The sequence below is a fragment of the Halobaculum sp. EA56 genome (assembly GCF_051195075.1).
Taxonomy (GTDB): domain Archaea; phylum Halobacteriota; class Halobacteria; order Halobacteriales; family Haloferacaceae; genus Halobaculum.
Genome location: NZ_JBNTJX010000001.1, coordinates 543111 through 559208 on the forward strand (window position 1 = coordinate 543111; position 16098 = coordinate 559208).

The 16098-nt window shown below is 74.0% G+C and carries 18 protein-coding genes; 12 read left to right on the top strand and 6 right to left on the bottom strand.

The genetic code is table 11. The features are described 5' to 3' along the window. Positions 1-57 precede the first annotated feature (57 nt). Positions 58-456 carry a hypothetical protein gene (locus ACQUQ1_RS02850; RefSeq protein ID WP_435062741.1) on the top strand — a complete coding sequence of 133 codons (399 nt, stop codon included), beginning with the start codon at positions 58-60 and terminating at the stop codon, positions 454-456. Positions 457-482: 26 nt separating this feature from the next. Continuing rightward, a complete protein-coding gene (locus ACQUQ1_RS02855; RefSeq protein WP_435062742.1) occupies positions 483-740 on the top strand; it encodes a CDGSH iron-sulfur domain-containing protein in 258 nt (85 codons plus the stop codon). 27 nt (positions 741-767) lie between these two features. Here the strand turns inward: ACQUQ1_RS02855 and ACQUQ1_RS02860 are convergent, their stop codons facing one another. Beyond that, on the bottom strand, positions 768-1634 hold the full coding sequence (locus ACQUQ1_RS02860; protein WP_435062743.1) for a cytochrome c oxidase subunit 3: 867 nt from the start codon (positions 1632-1634) through the stop codon (positions 768-770). 149 nt (positions 1635-1783) lie between these two features. On the opposite strand from ACQUQ1_RS02860, the gene ACQUQ1_RS02865 reads away from it, so the two are divergent. The 5 genes from ACQUQ1_RS02865 (at position 1784) to ACQUQ1_RS02885 (ending at position 6970) form a co-directional block, all read left to right on the top strand. Then, positions 1784-1939, top strand: a complete 156-nt coding sequence (locus ACQUQ1_RS02865; protein WP_435062744.1) for a DUF7563 family protein — start codon at positions 1784-1786, stop codon at positions 1937-1939. Positions 1940-2117: 178 nt separating this feature from the next. Further along, positions 2118-2606 carry a DUF488 domain-containing protein gene (locus tag ACQUQ1_RS02870; protein ID WP_435062745.1) on the top strand — a complete coding sequence of 163 codons (489 nt, stop codon included), beginning with the start codon at positions 2118-2120 and terminating at the stop codon, positions 2604-2606. A gap of 51 nt (positions 2607-2657) precedes the next feature. Further along, entirely contained in the window at positions 2658-4049 is a 1392-nt protein-coding gene (locus ACQUQ1_RS02875; RefSeq protein ID WP_435062746.1) for a hypothetical protein, read from the top strand. Beyond that, positions 4046-4453, top strand: coding sequence for a DUF7410 domain-containing protein (locus ACQUQ1_RS02880; protein WP_435062747.1), 408 nt, complete (start codon positions 4046-4048; stop codon positions 4451-4453). Before ACQUQ1_RS02875 ends, ACQUQ1_RS02880 begins: the two co-directional genes overlap by 4 nt. A 99-nt stretch (positions 4454-4552) precedes the next feature. Beyond that, positions 4553-6970: a DUF7527 domain-containing protein gene (locus ACQUQ1_RS02885; RefSeq protein ID WP_435062748.1), complete on the top strand. Its 2418-nt coding sequence runs from the start codon at positions 4553-4555 to the stop codon at positions 6968-6970. 159 nt (positions 6971-7129) lie between these two features. Here ACQUQ1_RS02885 and ACQUQ1_RS02890 read toward each other — a convergent pair whose 3' ends face one another. Beyond that, on the bottom strand, positions 7130-7435 hold the full coding sequence (locus ACQUQ1_RS02890; protein ID WP_435062749.1) for a hypothetical protein: 306 nt from the start codon (positions 7433-7435) through the stop codon (positions 7130-7132). 261 nt (positions 7436-7696) lie between these two features. Here ACQUQ1_RS02890 and ACQUQ1_RS02895 point away from each other — a divergent pair, with 261 nt between their 5' ends. The 3 genes from ACQUQ1_RS02895 to ACQUQ1_RS02905 all read left to right on the top strand — a co-directional run bounded on the left by ACQUQ1_RS02895 (position 7697) and on the right by ACQUQ1_RS02905 (position 10154). Next, entirely contained in the window at positions 7697-9031 is a 1335-nt protein-coding gene (locus ACQUQ1_RS02895; RefSeq protein ID WP_435062750.1) for an adenylosuccinate synthase, read from the top strand. Positions 9032-9178: 147 nt separating this feature from the next. Further along, positions 9179-9370 carry a methytransferase partner Trm112 gene (locus ACQUQ1_RS02900; RefSeq protein ID WP_435062751.1) on the top strand — a complete coding sequence of 64 codons (192 nt, stop codon included), beginning with the start codon at positions 9179-9181 and terminating at the stop codon, positions 9368-9370. Positions 9371-9506: 136 nt separating this feature from the next. Further along, positions 9507-10154 carry a DUF7524 family protein gene (locus tag ACQUQ1_RS02905; protein ID WP_435062752.1) on the top strand — a complete coding sequence of 216 codons (648 nt, stop codon included), beginning with the start codon at positions 9507-9509 and terminating at the stop codon, positions 10152-10154. Between the two features lie 38 nt (positions 10155-10192). Here ACQUQ1_RS02905 and ACQUQ1_RS02910 read toward each other — a convergent pair whose 3' ends face one another. From ACQUQ1_RS02910 to ACQUQ1_RS02920, 3 genes are all read right to left on the bottom strand, one after another. Next, the gene (locus ACQUQ1_RS02910) at positions 10193-11416 is read right to left on the bottom strand and encodes a DR2241 family protein (protein WP_435062753.1); all 1224 of its coding nucleotides are present in this window, start codon (positions 11414-11416) and stop codon (positions 10193-10195) included. After that, on the bottom strand, positions 11417-12295 hold the full coding sequence (locus ACQUQ1_RS02915) for a CbiX/SirB N-terminal domain-containing protein (RefSeq protein WP_435062754.1): 879 nt from the start codon (positions 12293-12295) through the stop codon (positions 11417-11419). Positions 12296-12436: 141 nt separating this feature from the next. Continuing rightward, positions 12437-12691: a hypothetical protein gene (locus tag ACQUQ1_RS02920; RefSeq protein WP_435062755.1), complete on the bottom strand. Its 255-nt coding sequence runs from the start codon at positions 12689-12691 to the stop codon at positions 12437-12439. Between the two features lie 138 nt (positions 12692-12829). On the opposite strand from ACQUQ1_RS02920, the gene ACQUQ1_RS02925 reads away from it, so the two are divergent. Next, positions 12830-13423, top strand: a complete 594-nt coding sequence (locus ACQUQ1_RS02925) for a DUF7523 family protein (RefSeq protein WP_435062756.1) — start codon at positions 12830-12832, stop codon at positions 13421-13423. Between the two features lie 173 nt (positions 13424-13596). Further along, positions 13597-15105 carry a cysteine--tRNA ligase gene (cysS, locus tag ACQUQ1_RS02930; RefSeq protein WP_435062757.1) on the top strand — a complete coding sequence of 503 codons (1509 nt, stop codon included), beginning with the start codon at positions 13597-13599 and terminating at the stop codon, positions 15103-15105. 40 nt (positions 15106-15145) lie between these two features. Here cysS and ACQUQ1_RS02935 read toward each other — a convergent pair whose 3' ends face one another. After that, positions 15146-16096 carry a universal stress protein gene (locus tag ACQUQ1_RS02935; protein ID WP_435062758.1) on the bottom strand — a complete coding sequence of 317 codons (951 nt, stop codon included), beginning with the start codon at positions 16094-16096 and terminating at the stop codon, positions 15146-15148. Between the last annotated feature and the right edge of the window lie 2 nt (positions 16097-16098).

A 16098-nucleotide genomic window follows, 5' to 3' on the forward strand; every position in this document is an offset into this window, starting at 1 on the left:
CGCGGCTCGCGGCCCGCGCCCGAAAGACCGAGGCCGGTCGCCTCCGTCCCTCCGCCCGTGAACCCCCGCCGCCGCGACGGCCTGCTCGCGCTCGCCGCCACGGTCGCCCTCCTCGCGGGCGCCGGGGCCCTCGGCGTCGCGCCCGCGTCGCTCCTGACCCCGCCGGCGCCCCTCGCCGCGGCCGCCGGCGCCTGCGGCGCCGTCGCGATCGAACTCGCGATGGCGGCCCGCCCCGACGCGGCGCGGCGGGCCTGGGCCGACCGGCGCGTCCGGTGGGGCGGCACGCTCCTCGTCGCCGCCGGCGGTCCCGTCGCCGTCGCGGTCGGCGGGGCCGGAGCCGGCCGGGTCGCCGTCGCGGCTCTCGCGGGCGGCCTGCTCGCGTACTTCCTCCTGCTGGCGGGCGTGCTGTCGGGGGCGCTCGCGCCGCCCGAGACGTGGTTCGAGGGACGGAACTGATACCGGGCGAGCGCCAACCCTCCCGCGTGCGCGAAGTCACGCTCGACGCGACCGGGCCGGTCCGGCTGGACGAGGACGACCTCGACGAGGAGTACGGCGACGTGGCGGTGTGCCGCTGCGGGCTGAGCGGGGATTTCCCGTTCTGCGACGGCTCACACCGGCGGACCGAGGGCGAGGAGGAGGGCGTCCGCTACAAGTACGTCGACGGCGAGCGGCGGGTGGTCGAGGAGATCCGGCTCTCGGAGCCCGACGGCGACCGCGAGCACGAGGGGGAGGAGGAGTAGGAGCGTGTCGCTCCGGGGACGGCCGCCCTACGCGCCGACCTCGGCGCCGACGTACAGCGCGACGACGAGGAAGATCCAGACGGCGTCGACGAAGTGCCAGTACATCGAGGCGGTCGTCACGGAGACGTGACGCTCGGCGGAGTACTGCCCGAGCAGGCCGCGGACGAACACGATCCCGAGCAGCACCGCGCCCATCGACACGTGGAGCCCGTGGAGGCCGGTGAGCCCGTAGAACGCCGAGCCGAACAGGCCGCTGGTGAGGGTGAACTCCTCGTGGATGATGAACTCGTAGTACTCGTACACCTGGCCGCCGATGAAAACGATACCCAGCAGGAGCGTCACACCGAGCCAGCCGAGGAACCTCCCGCGGTCGTCGTTCCGGATCGCGCCGTGGGCGAAGTGCAGCGTCACCGAGGAAGCGATCAGGATGGCGGTGTTGATGACGACCAGCGAGCCGAGCAGGTGCGGCAGGTCGGCGGCGACCTCCGCCCAGGCGTCCTGCGAGCGGATGAAAAAGAAGTACGTGAAGCCGGCGCTGAACGTCGCGATCTCGGAGCCGAGGAACGCGAGCATCCCCCAGCGGAGCTTGCTGGCGCTGTGTTCGTCGGCGCCGCGCTCCCAGAAGTGGACGACGAAGGCGTGGTACATCCACCCGTAGATCCCGACGAGGAACAGCCCGATGCTGCCGACGATGACGCCGGGACCGACCATCGGCCCCACGAGGTTCCGGTCGCCGACCGCCATGAGGTACAGCGCCGCGCCGACGTAGATGCCGGCCGCCCCGAGCGCCGTGACGAACGGCCACCAGGAGGCCTCCCCGAACCCGCGCGGCCAGTCCTCGACCGCGGGCAGGTGGTGCCCGTCGTCGTGGGCGTCTTCCGTTTCTGTAGCCATGCGCGCCGGTAGCCGACGCGGAGACAAAAATCCTCCCACCTGCGTCGACGGCGGGGCCGCCGGCGACGCGCCGCCCTCCTGCGGACCGGACGTCGTCGGGTCCGCCGCGGCCGATACACATAGTACGGTACGTCCCCATCGACGAGTGCATGCCGGAGTGTCGGAACTGCGATTCGTTCGTCACCGAGCGGTACGTTCGAGTGTTCGCCCCCGAGGGAATGGACGGCGTTCGCGTCTGCCCCTCCTGTGAGGACGTGATCCGCGACGGCGCGGACGTCCGCGAGGCCCGGTCGAAGCGCGTCTGACCGCCCACGCGGCCTCCGGATTCTCCCGCCGTCGCTACTGCCGTCCCGTTCCTCCCGTCCCGTCTCGCCCGCTCCCGCCCTGCATCGCCCTGTCTTGCTCACCCCCGATCTGGTCCACCCCGAGCCGTCCCGCACCCCCGGCGGAGCGCATTTCACCGTTCGGCGTCAGTCTCCTGCCATGGCGCTGTTCGATACGTACGCGGCCGCGCTCCAGCGGGACCGGGCCGACCTCCCCGCCGGCACCCGCCTCGTCGGTGTCGTCAGGCGGCCGACCCGGTGGTTCCACGCCGCGGTCGACGAGAACCGGCCGGCGCTGGCCCCGCCGGGGGATCTCCTCGACGACCACGCCGACGCCGTCGAGTCGTTCAAGCTGGACGGGCTCTGCGAGGAGGGCGCCCACAACGCCGCCTGGGACCGCGTCGACTTCGACGAGCGCTACCGCGACCACCTCGACTCGGACCCCGAGGCGCGGGAGGCCGTCGCGTCGCTCCGCGCGGACGCCGCCGTCGACGACGTGGCGCTCGTCTGCTTCGAGAACACGGACAAGAAGCGGTGTCACCGGACCGTCCTCCGGGCGGTCGTCGAGGAGGGGATGGACACGAGCGGCGAGGACGACGGGACCGGCGACGCGACCGGGAGGGACCGGAACGGGGACACGACCGACTGATCGCCGCCGCGTTCCGCAAGCTACTCGGCCGCCCTCGCCCAACCGCGAGTGATGCGTCGGCTCCCCCGCCCGACCCGGCTCGCGCGGCGCGCGGTCACCGCCGTCCTCGCCCCCCTCGCGGCGCTCGCGGCCGCCGGCCGCGTCGCCGCCCACGCCGGCGGCATCCGCGGCGCCGCCGCGTCCGTGACCGTCCCGACGTGGCTGTTCCTCGCGACCGGCGGCGCCGTCGTCGGCGCCTCCTTCCTGCTCGCGTCCGCGGTCACCGACCGCGCGTACATCCGCCGGATCGACACGTGGGGACGGACGCTCCCGGACGCGGGCCGCGCGGCCCGCCTCCTCGCGCGCGCCGCGGGCCTCCTCGCGCTCGCCGTGACGGTCGCCGCCGGCCTGTTCGGCCCGCCCGCCCCCGGCCGCAACGCCGCCGTCCTGGTCGTCTGGATCGGGTGGTGGGGGCTGTTCGTCCTCTCGGCGTACCTCGTCGGGAACGGGTGGCCCGCCGTCGACCCGTTCCGGACGGTCGCCCGCGCGGTCCCGTCGCTCGACCGGGAGTACCCCGACCGGCTCGGGTCCTGGCCCGCCGTGGCCGGGCTGCTCACGCTGGTGTACCTGGAGGTGGTCACGCCGCTCGCGGACGACCCGCGGCTGCTCGCCGGCGTCGTGCTCGCGTACCTCGGCCTCTCGGTCGCCGGGAGCGCCGTGTTCGGCGTAGACGACTGGTTCGGGAACGCCGACCCCGTCTCCCGATTGCTGGCCGCCTACGGCCGGGTCGCCCCGGTGACGCGGACCGACGACGGCCTCCGCCTGCGGCTCCCCGGGATGGGCCTGACCGACGCCGGGCGGGTCGAGGGCCGCGACGACGTGGGGTTCGTCGTCGCCGTCGTGTTCGTCACCACCTACGACGGCTTCGTCGGCACCGCCCTGTGGGCGGACCTGGCCCGGCCGTTCGTCGATATCGGCGTCCCGCCGCTGCTCGTCTACCTGCTGGCGATGGTCGCCGGCTACGGGCTGTTCCTCGCGTTGTACCTCGCGTCCGCGAGCGCCGCCCGGCGCACCGCCGACACGTACCTCGCGCCGGGCGAACTCGCCCGCCGGTTCGCCCCCTCCCTGCTCGCCATCGCGGCGGGCTACCACCTCGCACACAACCTCGGGACGGCGCTGGCGCTGGCGCCGTCGCTCGCGGTCGTCCTCGCGTCGCCGCTGTCGCCGCCCGCGGAGGTGCCGGTGCTGCTCGTGCCCGACTGGGTCGGCGGCGTCGGCGTCGCGGCCGTGCTCGGCGGCCACCTGCTCGCGGTGTGGGTGGCCCACTCGACCGCCTACGGCCTGTTCCCCGACCGCCTGCAGGCGATCCGGAGCCAGTACGGCGTCACTGTCGCGATGGTGGCGTACACGATGGCGAGCCTGTGGGTCGTCTCCCGCCCCGGAGGTGTTCCCCCGTTCCTATGAGCCGAGGCGACCACGACGCCGACCCGGCGGACGCGGCCGACGCCGACCGCGGTAGCGACGCGGCGGCGGCCGCCGCCGACGGCGACACGGACGACGCCGACGGCCGGCCACGCGTGGACGCGGCGACCGCGCCGGGCGCCCACCTTTCGGCCGACGCCTACGCGGTGCCGCCGGACGCGACGGCGGTCGAGTGCCCGCGGTGCGGCCGGCCGTTCGCCCGCGAGCGCCATCGCGACCTCCACCTCGGGCGGGCCCACGGCGACCTGGACCCCGACGAGCGCGACGCCTACGAGGCGGCGGTCGCGGACGAGCGCGCCGACATCAGGCGGTTCCGGATCGTCTCGCTGGGGCTGCTCGTCCTCCTGTACTTCGGGTTCCTGTTCCTGTACGCCGTCGTCGGCTGACCCCGGCCGCCACAGCTGTCGCCGCCGACGGTCGTCGGCGTCCGACGGCCGTCCGACCAGGCGGAAGGTATTTGCGTCGGACGGGGCGATGTACCGGCGATGGACGGCGACACAGTCGAAACGGTGACCGAGTGGGAGTCCGAGCCGCTCTCGGGGGGGATCGACGGGCTCCGGGAGCTCCAGTCGCGGGAGTTCACGGGGGCGGTCACCGGCGGGCGCGCCTGGCTGTTCATGTTGAACGGCCGGATCGTCGGCGTGTTCGACGGCTCGCTGGACTCGTTCGCGGACGCCGACGGCACCGCCTACGCGGCGCCCGACCCGTCGCTCCCGCTGCTGTACGCGATGCGGGAGACGGGCGGCGAGACGAAGGCGCGCTACTACACGAACGACACGGCCCTGTCGGCCGCGGACGCGAAGCTCTCCTCGGGGAAGTTCACCGGCTACATCGAGCTGTCGGAGAACGTCCTCTCCGGGGACTACTACGCGGTCTACTACGGCGGCCGGCGCCTCGCGTGCGCGTTCGTGGGGACCGGCGAACAGAAGCAGGTGCTCACCGGCGACGAGGCGTTCGAGGCCGCCGACGACGAGGTCGGCATCTACGAGGTGGTCGACGTCGACGTCGACGTGGTCGAACTGCCCGACCCCGACCCCGAGCCGGGGGCCGACGACGGCCCCGCCGACTCCGCGGCCGCTCCGGGCTCCGACGGCCCCGACGGCATCACCTTCGGCGGCGCGAACGGAGCCGACGGGGCCGACGCCGGCGGCGCCGGCGACACGTCGGGGGAGCCGAGCCCGTCGGCCGACCCGGACGACGACCGGCCGACGCCGACGGACGCGCTCGGCGGGTCCGACGCGGACGCGGACCCGCCCCCGAGCGCACACGACGGGCCCGACCGCGCGGGGACCGCGGAAACGGCCGCGACCGCCAACGGCGGGGCGACCGACCCCTCGTCCGCGGAACCGACCGGCGACGGCGACGTCGGGGAGGAGGGCGACGACGCCGACCGGGCCGGCGCGGCGACCGGGCGGCCGAACGGGGCCGGGACCCCGTCGGCCGACGCCGATCCGTCCGCGGCCGGCGGCGGGGCCGATCCCGCCGACGGTCCCGGCGCCGGCGCGGCCCCCGCCGAGCGGACGCCGCCGGGAACCGACACGGACGCCCCGGCGACCGCGTCCGGGGGTCCCGACGACGGGACCGCCCCGGAGGGCGAGACCGACGCGAACGGCGACCCCTTCTCCGCGGAGGAGCAGTGGCGCGAGACGAAGTCGATCCCGTCGCTGGACCCCTCGGAGACGGCCGCACCGGAGCCGGCGACGGAGAACGGCGCCACGGCCCGGCAGCGACGCCGCCGCCGGCGACGCGAGGCGGACCCGGAGCGCGCCGGCTCCGACGGCGCGACGGACGGCAGCGGGGCGTCCGGGTCGACCGGGTCCGCCTCGACGGAGCCCGCCTCGACGGGAACCCCGGCGGCCGGCGGCGACGACGCCGAACGCGGGTCGGGAGCCGACGGCACGGCCGCCGCCGGCCCGCGCGAGGCGACCGCCCCGGACGCGGCTGCCGTCCGCGAGGAGCTCGAGACGGTCCGCGCCGAGCGCGACCGGGCGCGCGAGGTCGCGCGCGAGGCGAGCGAGCAGCTCGAGGAGCGCGAGAGCGAGGTGAGCCGACTGCGCGAGGAGAACGAGCGGCTCACCGCCCGCGTCGACGAACTGGAGTCGGAGCTGTCGGACCTGCGCGAGCGGCTGGAGGCCGCGAGGGCGGGCGACGCCGGCTCCGGCGACGGGGACGACGCGCACGCGCGGACGGTCCCCGCGGACCGCGCGCTGGCGGGGACGAACCTGTTCGTCCGCTACGAGTCGAAGGGCGGCGCGACGCTGGAGAAGGCCCACGCGGGCGGCGCCTCCCGCTCGGAGGTGAACGACAACCTCCGGCTGGAGGTGCACACGGACTTCGACGCGGCGGACGCCGCCGTCGACGGGCGGCCGTTCCGGGAGTTCCTGCGAGACACGATCGAGTACGGGTTCGTCGAGTGGGCGGTCACGCAGCTGCTGTACGAGATCCAGAGCACGCGCAACGAGTCGGCGCTTCGCGACCTGTTCGACGCGATACCCGAGATCGACCGCGCGGAGCTGAACGGGACGGTCGAGCTCGACGACGCGGAGGGCGGCGCCGACGAGCGCTCCTTCGACGTCGTGTTGCGCGACCGGATGGGCAACCCCCTCGTCGTCGCCGACGTGACGGAGGGGCGCGAGGCGACCACCGAGTCGATGCTCGACGGCCTCGTCGGCGACGCGAGCGCGGTCGCCGACGCCGACGAGCACCTCGCGGCGGGCTTCTACGTCACCGCCTCCTTCTTCGAGCCGGGGGCGCTGGAGGCGGCGGCCGACGCCACCGGCGGAGGCCTGCTCTCGCGCGGCAAGCGCAAGAGCTTCGTGAAGCTCTCGCGCAAGCAGGGGTTCCACCTCTGTCTCGTCGAGTCGCGCGAGGGCGAGTTCCACGTGAACGTCCCCGAGCTGTGAGGGTCCAGGCCCTCGCCGGGGGTGGCCGCGGCCGCCCGAGACCGTTCGGTCGCCGGCGCTCGCCGAGGGAGCGATCCGAGAGGAACGAGGAGACGAGCTACGCAGTCGCTGCTCCCGCAGCTCGGTCGATCCGACGTCCGAAGACGGGTGGTCGCCGCGTCAGCTCTCCAGCTCCGGGGCGTCCTCGATCCGCATGCCGCCGATCTTGTCGACGATCTCGTCGAGCTTCTCGTCGAGCTCGTCGACGAACTCCGCGGTCCGGTCGGTGGTGATGGCGCCCTGGCTGGACGGCTCGATGAGGTTCTCCTCCTCGAGGACGCGCAGCGAGTAGCGGACCTTGTGGTGGGGGTACCCGGTCTCGTTGGACATCTTCACGATCCCGATCGGCTCGTTCTCGATGACCATTCGGAGGACTTGGAGGTGCCGCTCGAGCATATCGACCTCCTTCTCCAGTCTGTCTATCATGGCACGTGTTAACTCGTGTGTCCACCGTTTAAAAGTTCTCCTCCCGGTCGGGAAGGGGTACCCCGACCGTCACGTTGTCGGGCGATCTCGATCCGACCCTCCGGTGTGGGGGAGGTTAACGGTTACGCCCGCGGACGGCGACGATGATGCGTGGACGCGGATACTGTTCCTCGGTGGGGAGCCCGCTTATACAGGGATACGGATCGTCGGTGCGGACGGACCGTAATCTGTTTACCGGGCGGCGCGGAATCAGCGGTCGGTATGACTGTCACCATCGTCGGCTCCCAGCTCGGGGACGAGGGCAAGGGTGCCCTCGTCGACCTCTGGGGCGGGGACGCCGACGTCGTCGTGCGGTATCAGGGCGGCGACAACGCCGGCCACACCGTCGTCGAGGGCGGCGAGGAGTACGCCCTCTCGCTGGTGCCCTCCGGCGCCGTCCGCGGCAAGGTCGGCGTGCTCGGGAACGGCTGCGTCGTGAACCCGCGGACGCTGTTCGAGGAGCTGGGGACGCTGCGCGAGCGCGGGCTCGACCCCGACGTGCGCGTCGCCCGGCGCGCGCACGTCATCATGCCGTACCACCGGCGCCTCGACGGCATCGAGGAGGAGGCGAAGGCCGACTCCGACTCGGGCGTCGAGGTCGGCACGACCGGCCGCGGCATCGGCCCCACCTACGAGGACAAGGCGGGGCGCCGGGGCGTCCGCGTCGGCGACCTGCTCGACCCCGACGTGCTGCGCGACCGGTTGGAGTACGCCGTCCCGCAGAAGCGCGCGCTCATCGAGGACGTGTACGGACTGGAGGCCGGCGAGGAGTGCGACGTCGACGCGCTCCACGAGGAGTACGCCGAGTTCGGCCGTCGCCTCCGCGAGGAGGGCATGACGGTCAACTGTTCGGCGTTCCTCCACGAGCGCCGCGCCGCCGGGGACAACGTCATGTTCGAGGGGGCGCAGGGGACGCTCATCGACGTCGACCACGGGAGCTACCCGTACGTCACCTCCTCGAACCCGACCGCCGGCGGCGCCGCCACCGGCACCGGCGTCGGCCCGACCGTCACCGGGCGCGGCGAGGTCGTCGGCGTCGTGAAGGCGTACCTCTCGCGGGTCGGCGAGGGCCCGATGCCGACCGAGCTCGACGGCGACGAGCGCGAGGAGGCGCTCGCGAGCGACATCCGCGAGAAGGGCGGCGAGTTCGGCACGGTCACCGGCCGGCCGCGCCGCATCGGCTGGCTCGACGTGCCGATGCTGCGCCACGCCGCCCGCGTGAACGGCTACACCGGGCTCGCCGTCAACCACCTCGACGTGCTCGCCGGCCTGGAGGAACTGCGGGTCGGCCACGCCTACGAGCTCGACGGCGAGGAACGGCTCTCGCTGCCGGCGACGACCGAGCGCTGGGCCGAGTGCGAGCCGGTCCTCCGGGAGTTCGAGCCGTGGCCCGAGGTCGACTGGGGCGCGGTCGCCGACGACGGCTACGACGCGCTCCCGGCGGCGGCCCGCGACTACCTGGAGTACCTCGAGGAGCAGGTCGACGCGCCCGTCCACGCGATCGGGGTCGGCCCCGACCGCGAGCAGACGGTCGTGCGGACGAACCCCTGGGCGTAGCATCGTCTCGCGAAACGGTCGGCCGATCCGGGCCGATCCGGGGCGCCCCGGACGCACCCGCGCGTCGGCGCGGGCGGTCCCGAAACCCGCGGGCGGCGGGACGGGGAACCCGTAGGCTTTTGGCCGGCCCGCGCCACCGCCCGCGTAATGAAGGAGTCCCTGTTGGACATCGTCTGCTGCCCGCTCGACAAACACGACCTCGAACTCGAGGTGACTGAGCGCGAGGAGGGGGAGGACGGCGAGATCATCGAGGGGACGCTCACCTGCACCGACTGCGGCGAGGCGTACCCCATCGAGGACGGCATCCCGAACCTCCTGCCGCCGGACATGCGCGAGTGAGGTGAGGCGGGGTGAGGTGAAGCGGGGCGAGACGAGGCGGGACGGGCCCCCACCCCGCGCCCGTTCGCGGCGATAGCGTCCGAACGAACGGTTCCAGCGGCCAATCTTTTTGGTTCGACCCGAGGGAGTGAGTGACGTGTCGTCAGAGGCAGCAACCCTGGGGGTGACGCTGAACCGGGACCGACTGAACCAGGCGACCGCGCCGTCGTCGTTCGCGGTCGACGACGACTTCCTGGTCGTGCTCGAGAACGAGGGAGAGCCGGTCCACGTCCACCTCCGGTTCGACGGCCCGCTCGCCGACGCGACGCGGATCGCCACGTCGAACCACTACGTCGACGGCGGCGCCACCCGCACCGTGGAGGTGGCGGTCGCGTCCGTCGAGGCGCCCGTCGAGGGGACGCTGGAGGTGATCACCGGCCACGGCGCCGAGGGGACCGAGGTCGCGGTCACCCTCGACCCCCCGTCCGACCCCGTCGAGGTCGACGAGTCGCTGTCGGCGCCGGCCGGGTCGCCGTCGCCGGCCGCGGGCGACGACGGCGACGGTGGAACCGGCGGGAACGCGGACGGGACCGCGGACCGGGCGGCCCCCGATCCCGCGGCGGCCGTCGACCGCCTCCGAGAGGGCGCCCCCGACGGGGGGACGCTCGCGGTCGTCGCCGTCGCGCTCGTGGCCCTCGTGGTCGCCGTCGCCGTCGGCGCGACGCTGAACAGCCTCGCGGTGTCGCTGGGCGTCCTCGCGGTCGTCGTCGCCGTCGCCGCGGCGCTGTTCCTCCTGCTCGGGTAGCCTCGAGGTCGAGCGACGGGGTCGCCTCGGACGCCCGCTTACTCGTCGTCGTGACCCGTGTGGTCGTCGTCGCCGTGGCCGTCGTCGCTGTGGTCGCCGTGGTCGTCACCGCTGTGGTCGCCGTCGTCTCCGTGTCCGTCTCCGTCGTGGTGCTCCACCGCCCCCGCCGGCTCCGTCGGGACGCCGGCGAGGTTCCCGTGCTCGTCGAACAGCTTCGCGCGGAGGTACCGCGTCCGGTAGCGGTTGGCGTCCTCGTACACGTCGGCCTCGCGGATCTCGTCGACGCGGCCGTCGGCGACGGCGTCGACGATCCCCTCGATCTGCTCCTTCTCGCTGGGGGTGAGCCGGAAGGTGTACTCGCGGGGCTCCTCCTCCTCGAGCTTGGTCCAGCGGCGGCCGGCCGCGATCACGAGCGAGCACGGCTCCCGGCAGGGGAACGCGCCCGTCCCGCCGTCGGCGGCGAGCTCGTCGTCGGCGCTGTACTGCCACTCCCGGCGCTTCACGCACTGGGAGTCGTCGCAGGCCGCCTCGGCGACCCACTCGACGGCCTCCCGCGGGAGCTCCGAGACGATCCCGTAGATGCCGGTCTGGCGGTCTGTCGTGTCCGTCCAGTGGTCGATATCGAGGGTGCCCTCGCGCTCGCGGTACCAGTTCGCGACCGTCGCGGGGTACAGCGTCTCGACCGTCTCGACGGCGTCGCGCCAGTCGAGGTCGGGGTACACCCACCCGGTCGGCATGTTCGTCCCGGTCTTCAGCGGGCGGTACATGCCGTCGTCGTCGTACTTCGCGAGTTCGCGCGCGTCGAGCGGGTCGCGGTACGTCTCCAGCTCCTCGACCGCGCGGTCGGCGTCGTCGACGTGGCGCACGTCGTAGCGGCGGTCGCCGTCGTCGTCGCCCGAGAGCGTGGCCTCGATGCGCAGTTGCCCCCACTCGGTGACCATCCCGTCGGCGAGCGCGTCGTACCGCTCGTGGACGCCGCGCTCGCCGGCGGCCTCGGCGTGCCGGAGGAACGCCCGCCGGGGGGAGCCGTGGCGCCGCACCTCCCGCTCCCAGAAGTACCAGTTCGTGACGTACGGGCTCCCGTCGGCGTGGGCGTGGAGCTCGGCCTCGGAGAGGCCGGTCGCCTCGTGTTCGGGCGTGACGAAGGTGTAGCCGTCGCCGGAGGCGTCGCCACCCTCGCGGGCGACGCGGAGGCCGTCGAAGTCGATCCCGCCGTCCGCGTCGGCGGCCTCGACGAGCGCGTCGAACTGTCGCGCCAGCATTCAGTCGTCCGCCCCCGGGGCGACGCGGGTCGTCTCGCGGACGGACTCGATCGCCGCCGAGACGTCCGCGCCGGCGTCGGCCGCCCGCTCCAGCACCACATCGGCCATCAGCGACTCGGTGCCGACGGCGCCGGCGTACCAGATCCGGTGGCCGTCCACCTCCGCGGGCACGTCGTAGCCGTCGCGGTAGTCGTCGGTGAGGCCCATGTCCTCCGGGATGTCCTCCTGGGTGTGGAAGCCGTCGGAGACGAACAGGGGGACGACCACCACGTCCTCGGACTCGAAGAAGTCGGTCACGTCGTCCACCTCGGGCTCCTCGTCCATGTACAGCGCCTGGACCTCCTCGAAGCGGCCGAGGTCGCGCACGCGCTCGGCGTGGTACTCGATGGCCTTCGCGGAGTTCTCGTTGCGCTCGGTGCCGTGGCCGACGACGGCGAGGCCGAAGCCCTCGCCCACGTCGGGGTCGCCGGTGACGCTCTCCGCCCGGCGAACGATCACGTCGGTCATCGACTCGTGGGTGCCGACCGGCCCGCAGTAGTGGACCGTCTGCCCCGTGTCCTCGGCGGTGTAGGTGGCGACGTCCGCGGAGAGGCCGTCGGAGTCCCAGTCGGCCACGTCCCAGCCGTCCAGCCTGAGCTCCCGCGGGATCACCTGCTCGGTGAAGTAGCCCTCCGAGATGAACATCGGGACGACGTACACCTCGTCGGCCTCGACGGTTCGGAGGACCTCCCGCAGGCTCGGCTCCTCCTTCCAGAACCCCGTCCGGACCTCCTCGAACGCGCCGGCCGCGCGGATCGTGTCCGCGTGGTCGTAGGTGGGCGCGCTCGACCCGGGGTTGAGGTGCGACCCGTGGGCGACGATGACCAGCGCCTGACTCATGGAGGAATCGAGGGGCGGAGCGACCTTATCGCCTTCGACAGGGGAGCACACCCGGCCGGGCCGGCGGCGGACGGGGGGAGGGGACGGAGGAAGGGAGGCGAACGGGGGAGGGGCGTCAGCGGGGACCGCGACCGAACCGCGTCAGACCTCGACGCAGGCGCGGGTGCCGGGGAGACAGACCCGCCGGCGACGCCGGCGTCCGAGCCGGCTCCACGCGCCCGCCAGCACCTTCCGCCCGACGGCCGCCGCGACCGCGCCGGCCAGCGCCGCGCCGACCAGCGGGAACGCGAACGCCACGAACGCCGCCAGCGCCGCCACGGACACGGCCACCGTCGGGCCGACCGATACGTCCTCCGGGTCGGGGACCCCGCGGTCCCCGTGCAGTGGTCGTCTCATCGCATGTGATCGATCGGTCCCCACCCACTAAACGGTAATCTGAATGATGTTTCTGTACGCGCGGTTACTGAAACCCGTTTCAGTCGCGGGGGCGGCGGAACCGCCGCCGTTATGCCCGCAGCCGTTCCGCCTGCGTCCATGACCGTCGCCGAGGAGACGCGCGCCGCCGTCCGCGACCGACCGTTCCTGTACGACGCGCTCCGGGCCGGCGTGGCGAACTACGCCGCCGCCGCCGAGGCGCTCGGCCTGGACGCCGACCCGGACGCGGTGGCGACGGCGCTGCGGCGGTTCGCCGACGAACTCGGGGAGGGTGACGGTGCGGGGGCCGCGACCGGCGCGGACGCCGTCGACGCCCGTGTCACGATGAGCCGCGGGGTGGGGCGCGTGGACGGGGAGGGTGACGACGCCGGCGCCGAGGACGGGGCCGACGGCGCCGACCGCGTCGAGGACGAGGCCGGCGGCGATCCAGGGGCCCGCGAGCCGCTCCTGTCGGTCGGCGACGCCGGGTACGCCGCGGACGCCGGCGACGCGACGGCGGTCCTCGCCCGGGGAACCGTCGACGCGGCCCTCCTCGAACGGGCCCTCGGACGGCTCCGGACCGCCGGCGTCGCCGTCGAGGCGGCCGGCGTGACGCCGTCGGCCCTGCTCGTCGTCGTGGGGCGCAGGGACGGGGCGACCGCGCTCCGCGTCGTCGAGGCGGTCGTCGAGGACGGCGGCGCGGTCGACGCCTGAGGCCGCCGGGGGTTCACGCGTCGCGGTCGGGGGCGGCGACCGCCCCGGTTGTAGCCGTTCCGGTCGCGACCGCCCCGGTCGCGGCCGTCCGGGTTCGCCCGACCGCGGCCCGCCGGATCCGTCGAGTCGATCTTCGACGGTTTAACACGGAGGGCCGCGTAGCGTCGCCCGACATGGGGCTGTCCGTGACCAACACCCTGACGGGCGAGCGCGAGGCGTTCGAGCCGGCGAGCGACGACGAGGTCCTGCTGTACGTCTGCGGGCTGACGGTCTCGGACGACGCGCACCTCGGACACGCACGGCTGTGGTTCCACGCAGACATCCTCCACCGGTGGCTCGACTGGCTCGGCTACGACGTGCGCCACGTCGAGAACGTCACCGACGTGAACGAGAAGATCGCCGCCCGCGTCGGCGAGCGCGAGGGCTGGGAGACGGAGGCCGACGTGGCCCGCCACTTCACCCGCGAGGTGCTCGCCGACATGCGCGGGCTGAACCTCCTGCGCGCGGAGGTGTACCCCCGCGTCTCCGAGCACGTCCCCGAGATCGTCGCGCTCGTCGAGCGGCTGGTCGAGGCCGGCTACGCCTACGAGGCGAACGGCTCGGTCTACTTCGACGTGACCAGTTTCGAGGACTACGGCCGCCTCTCGAACCAGCGGCCCGAGGACCTGGAGGTCGACGAGGGGGAGGACGAGGACGTGCTCGCGGAGAAGCGCCACCCCGCCGACTTCGCGCTGTGGAAGGCCGGCGGCGTCGACGAGGAGGCGGTTCGCGAGCACCGCAAGCACGAGCACGAGGGCGACCTCCCCGCCGGCGAGACGTGGGAGTCGCCGTGGGGAGAGGGCCGCCCCGGCTGGCACATCGAGTGCTCGGCGATGTCGACGACCCACCTCGGGGACACCCTTGACGTCCACATGGGCGGGCGCGACCTCGTGTTCCCGCACCACGAGAACGAGATCGCCCAGAGCGAGGCCGCCACCGGCGACACGTTCGCGCGCTACTGGCTCCACAACGGCCTGCTGGAGACGACCGAGGACAAGATGTCCTCCAGCCTCGGGAACTTCTTCACCGTCGAGGACGCCCTCGAGGAGTTCGGGGTGAACGTGATCCGCACCTTCTACCTCGGGGCGCAGTACCGCGGCGACCAGACGTTCTCCGAGGCGGCGATGGCCGAGGCCGAGGAGCGCTGGGAGCGCCTGGAACGCGCCTACGAGGCGGCCGTCGAGGCCTGTGACTCCGTCGACGCCCGCGCGAAGGCGACCGACGACGACCTCCGCGAGGCGGTCGAGGGGGCGCGCGAGCGGTTCGTCGCGGCGATGAACGACGACCTGAACGTCCGCGAGGCGTTCGGCGCCCTGCTGGAGCTCGGGACGGCGGTGAACCGCCACACGGAGCACGTCGGGGACGCCGACGGGGAAGATTCGGCCTACGACTACCGCGGGCTCCGCCGCGCCGTCGAGACGTTCGAGGAGTTCGGCGGCGACGTGTTCGGGCTCGAACTCGGCCGCGAGGCCGACGGCGAGGCGGAACTGGTCGGCGACCTCGCCGACCTCGTGCTCGACGTGCGCGAGGAGGAACGCGAGGCCGGCAACTACGGGCGCGCCGACCGCCTGCGCGACGACCTCGAGGCGCTCGGGCTCGTCGTCGAGGACGGGGAGGACGGGCCCGAGGTGCGGTTCGAGTAGTACGGCGGGTCGGCGGCGGCGCCTGCCGCCGCACGGGGCGCTACCCCCCCGACTCCGCCGCCGGTTCGTCCTCCGCGAGCGTCCCGGCCGCCGCCGGCACGACCAGGACGGGGCGGTCTGCGCCCCGCACGACGCGCTCGGCCACGCTCCCGAGAACGATCCGGCGGATGCCGCCGCGGCCGTGGGTTCCGACGACGATCAGGTCCGCGTCCGTGTCGGCCGCGTACCCGCGGATCGCCCGGCTCGGTTCTCCCCCGATGACCTCGCCCTCCGCGTCGACGCCGGCCTCGCTGGCCCGGTCCAGCACGCGACCGACGGCCTCGTCGGCGCCCTCGTCGAGGGCGCGCCGGACCGCCGCGATCGTCTCCTCGGTGAGCAGGCCGCCGCCGACGTTCGCGACCGTCCCCGGCTCGTCGACGACGCTGACGGCGACCAGACGCGCCCCCAGCGCCCCCGCGAGACCGACGCCGACGCGCTCGGCCGGCGCCGCCGCGTCGCTCCCGTCGGTGGCGAGGAGGACCCGCGTGTCCGGGCCCCACTCCCGCCCGGCACCCTCGCTCTCGCGGACGGCGGCCGGGACCACGAGCACGGGGACGTCGGCCGTCCGGATCAGCTTCTCCGCGACGCTCCCGAGCAGCGCCCGCCTCGCCCCGCCGCGGCCGTGGGTTCCGACGACGATCAGGTCCGCGTCGGTCTCCCCGGCGTGCGCGAGCAGTTCCGCGACGACGCGGCCCTCGCGGACCGCGGGCGCGGCGTCGAGGCCCGCCTCGCGTGCGCGCTCGGCGAGGTCCTCCACACGCCGCTCGGCCTCCTCGCGGGCGTCCGAGAGGTCGGCGACCGTCCGTCCGATCACGAAGGGGTTCACCACCGTGCAGGGGTGGACGCCCGCGTCGAGCGCCGACGCCAGCGAGAACGCGGTCCCGACGGCCGCCGCGGCGGGGTCGCTCCCGTCCGTGGCGACCACGACGTCCGCGATACGGCTGTCGTCCATAC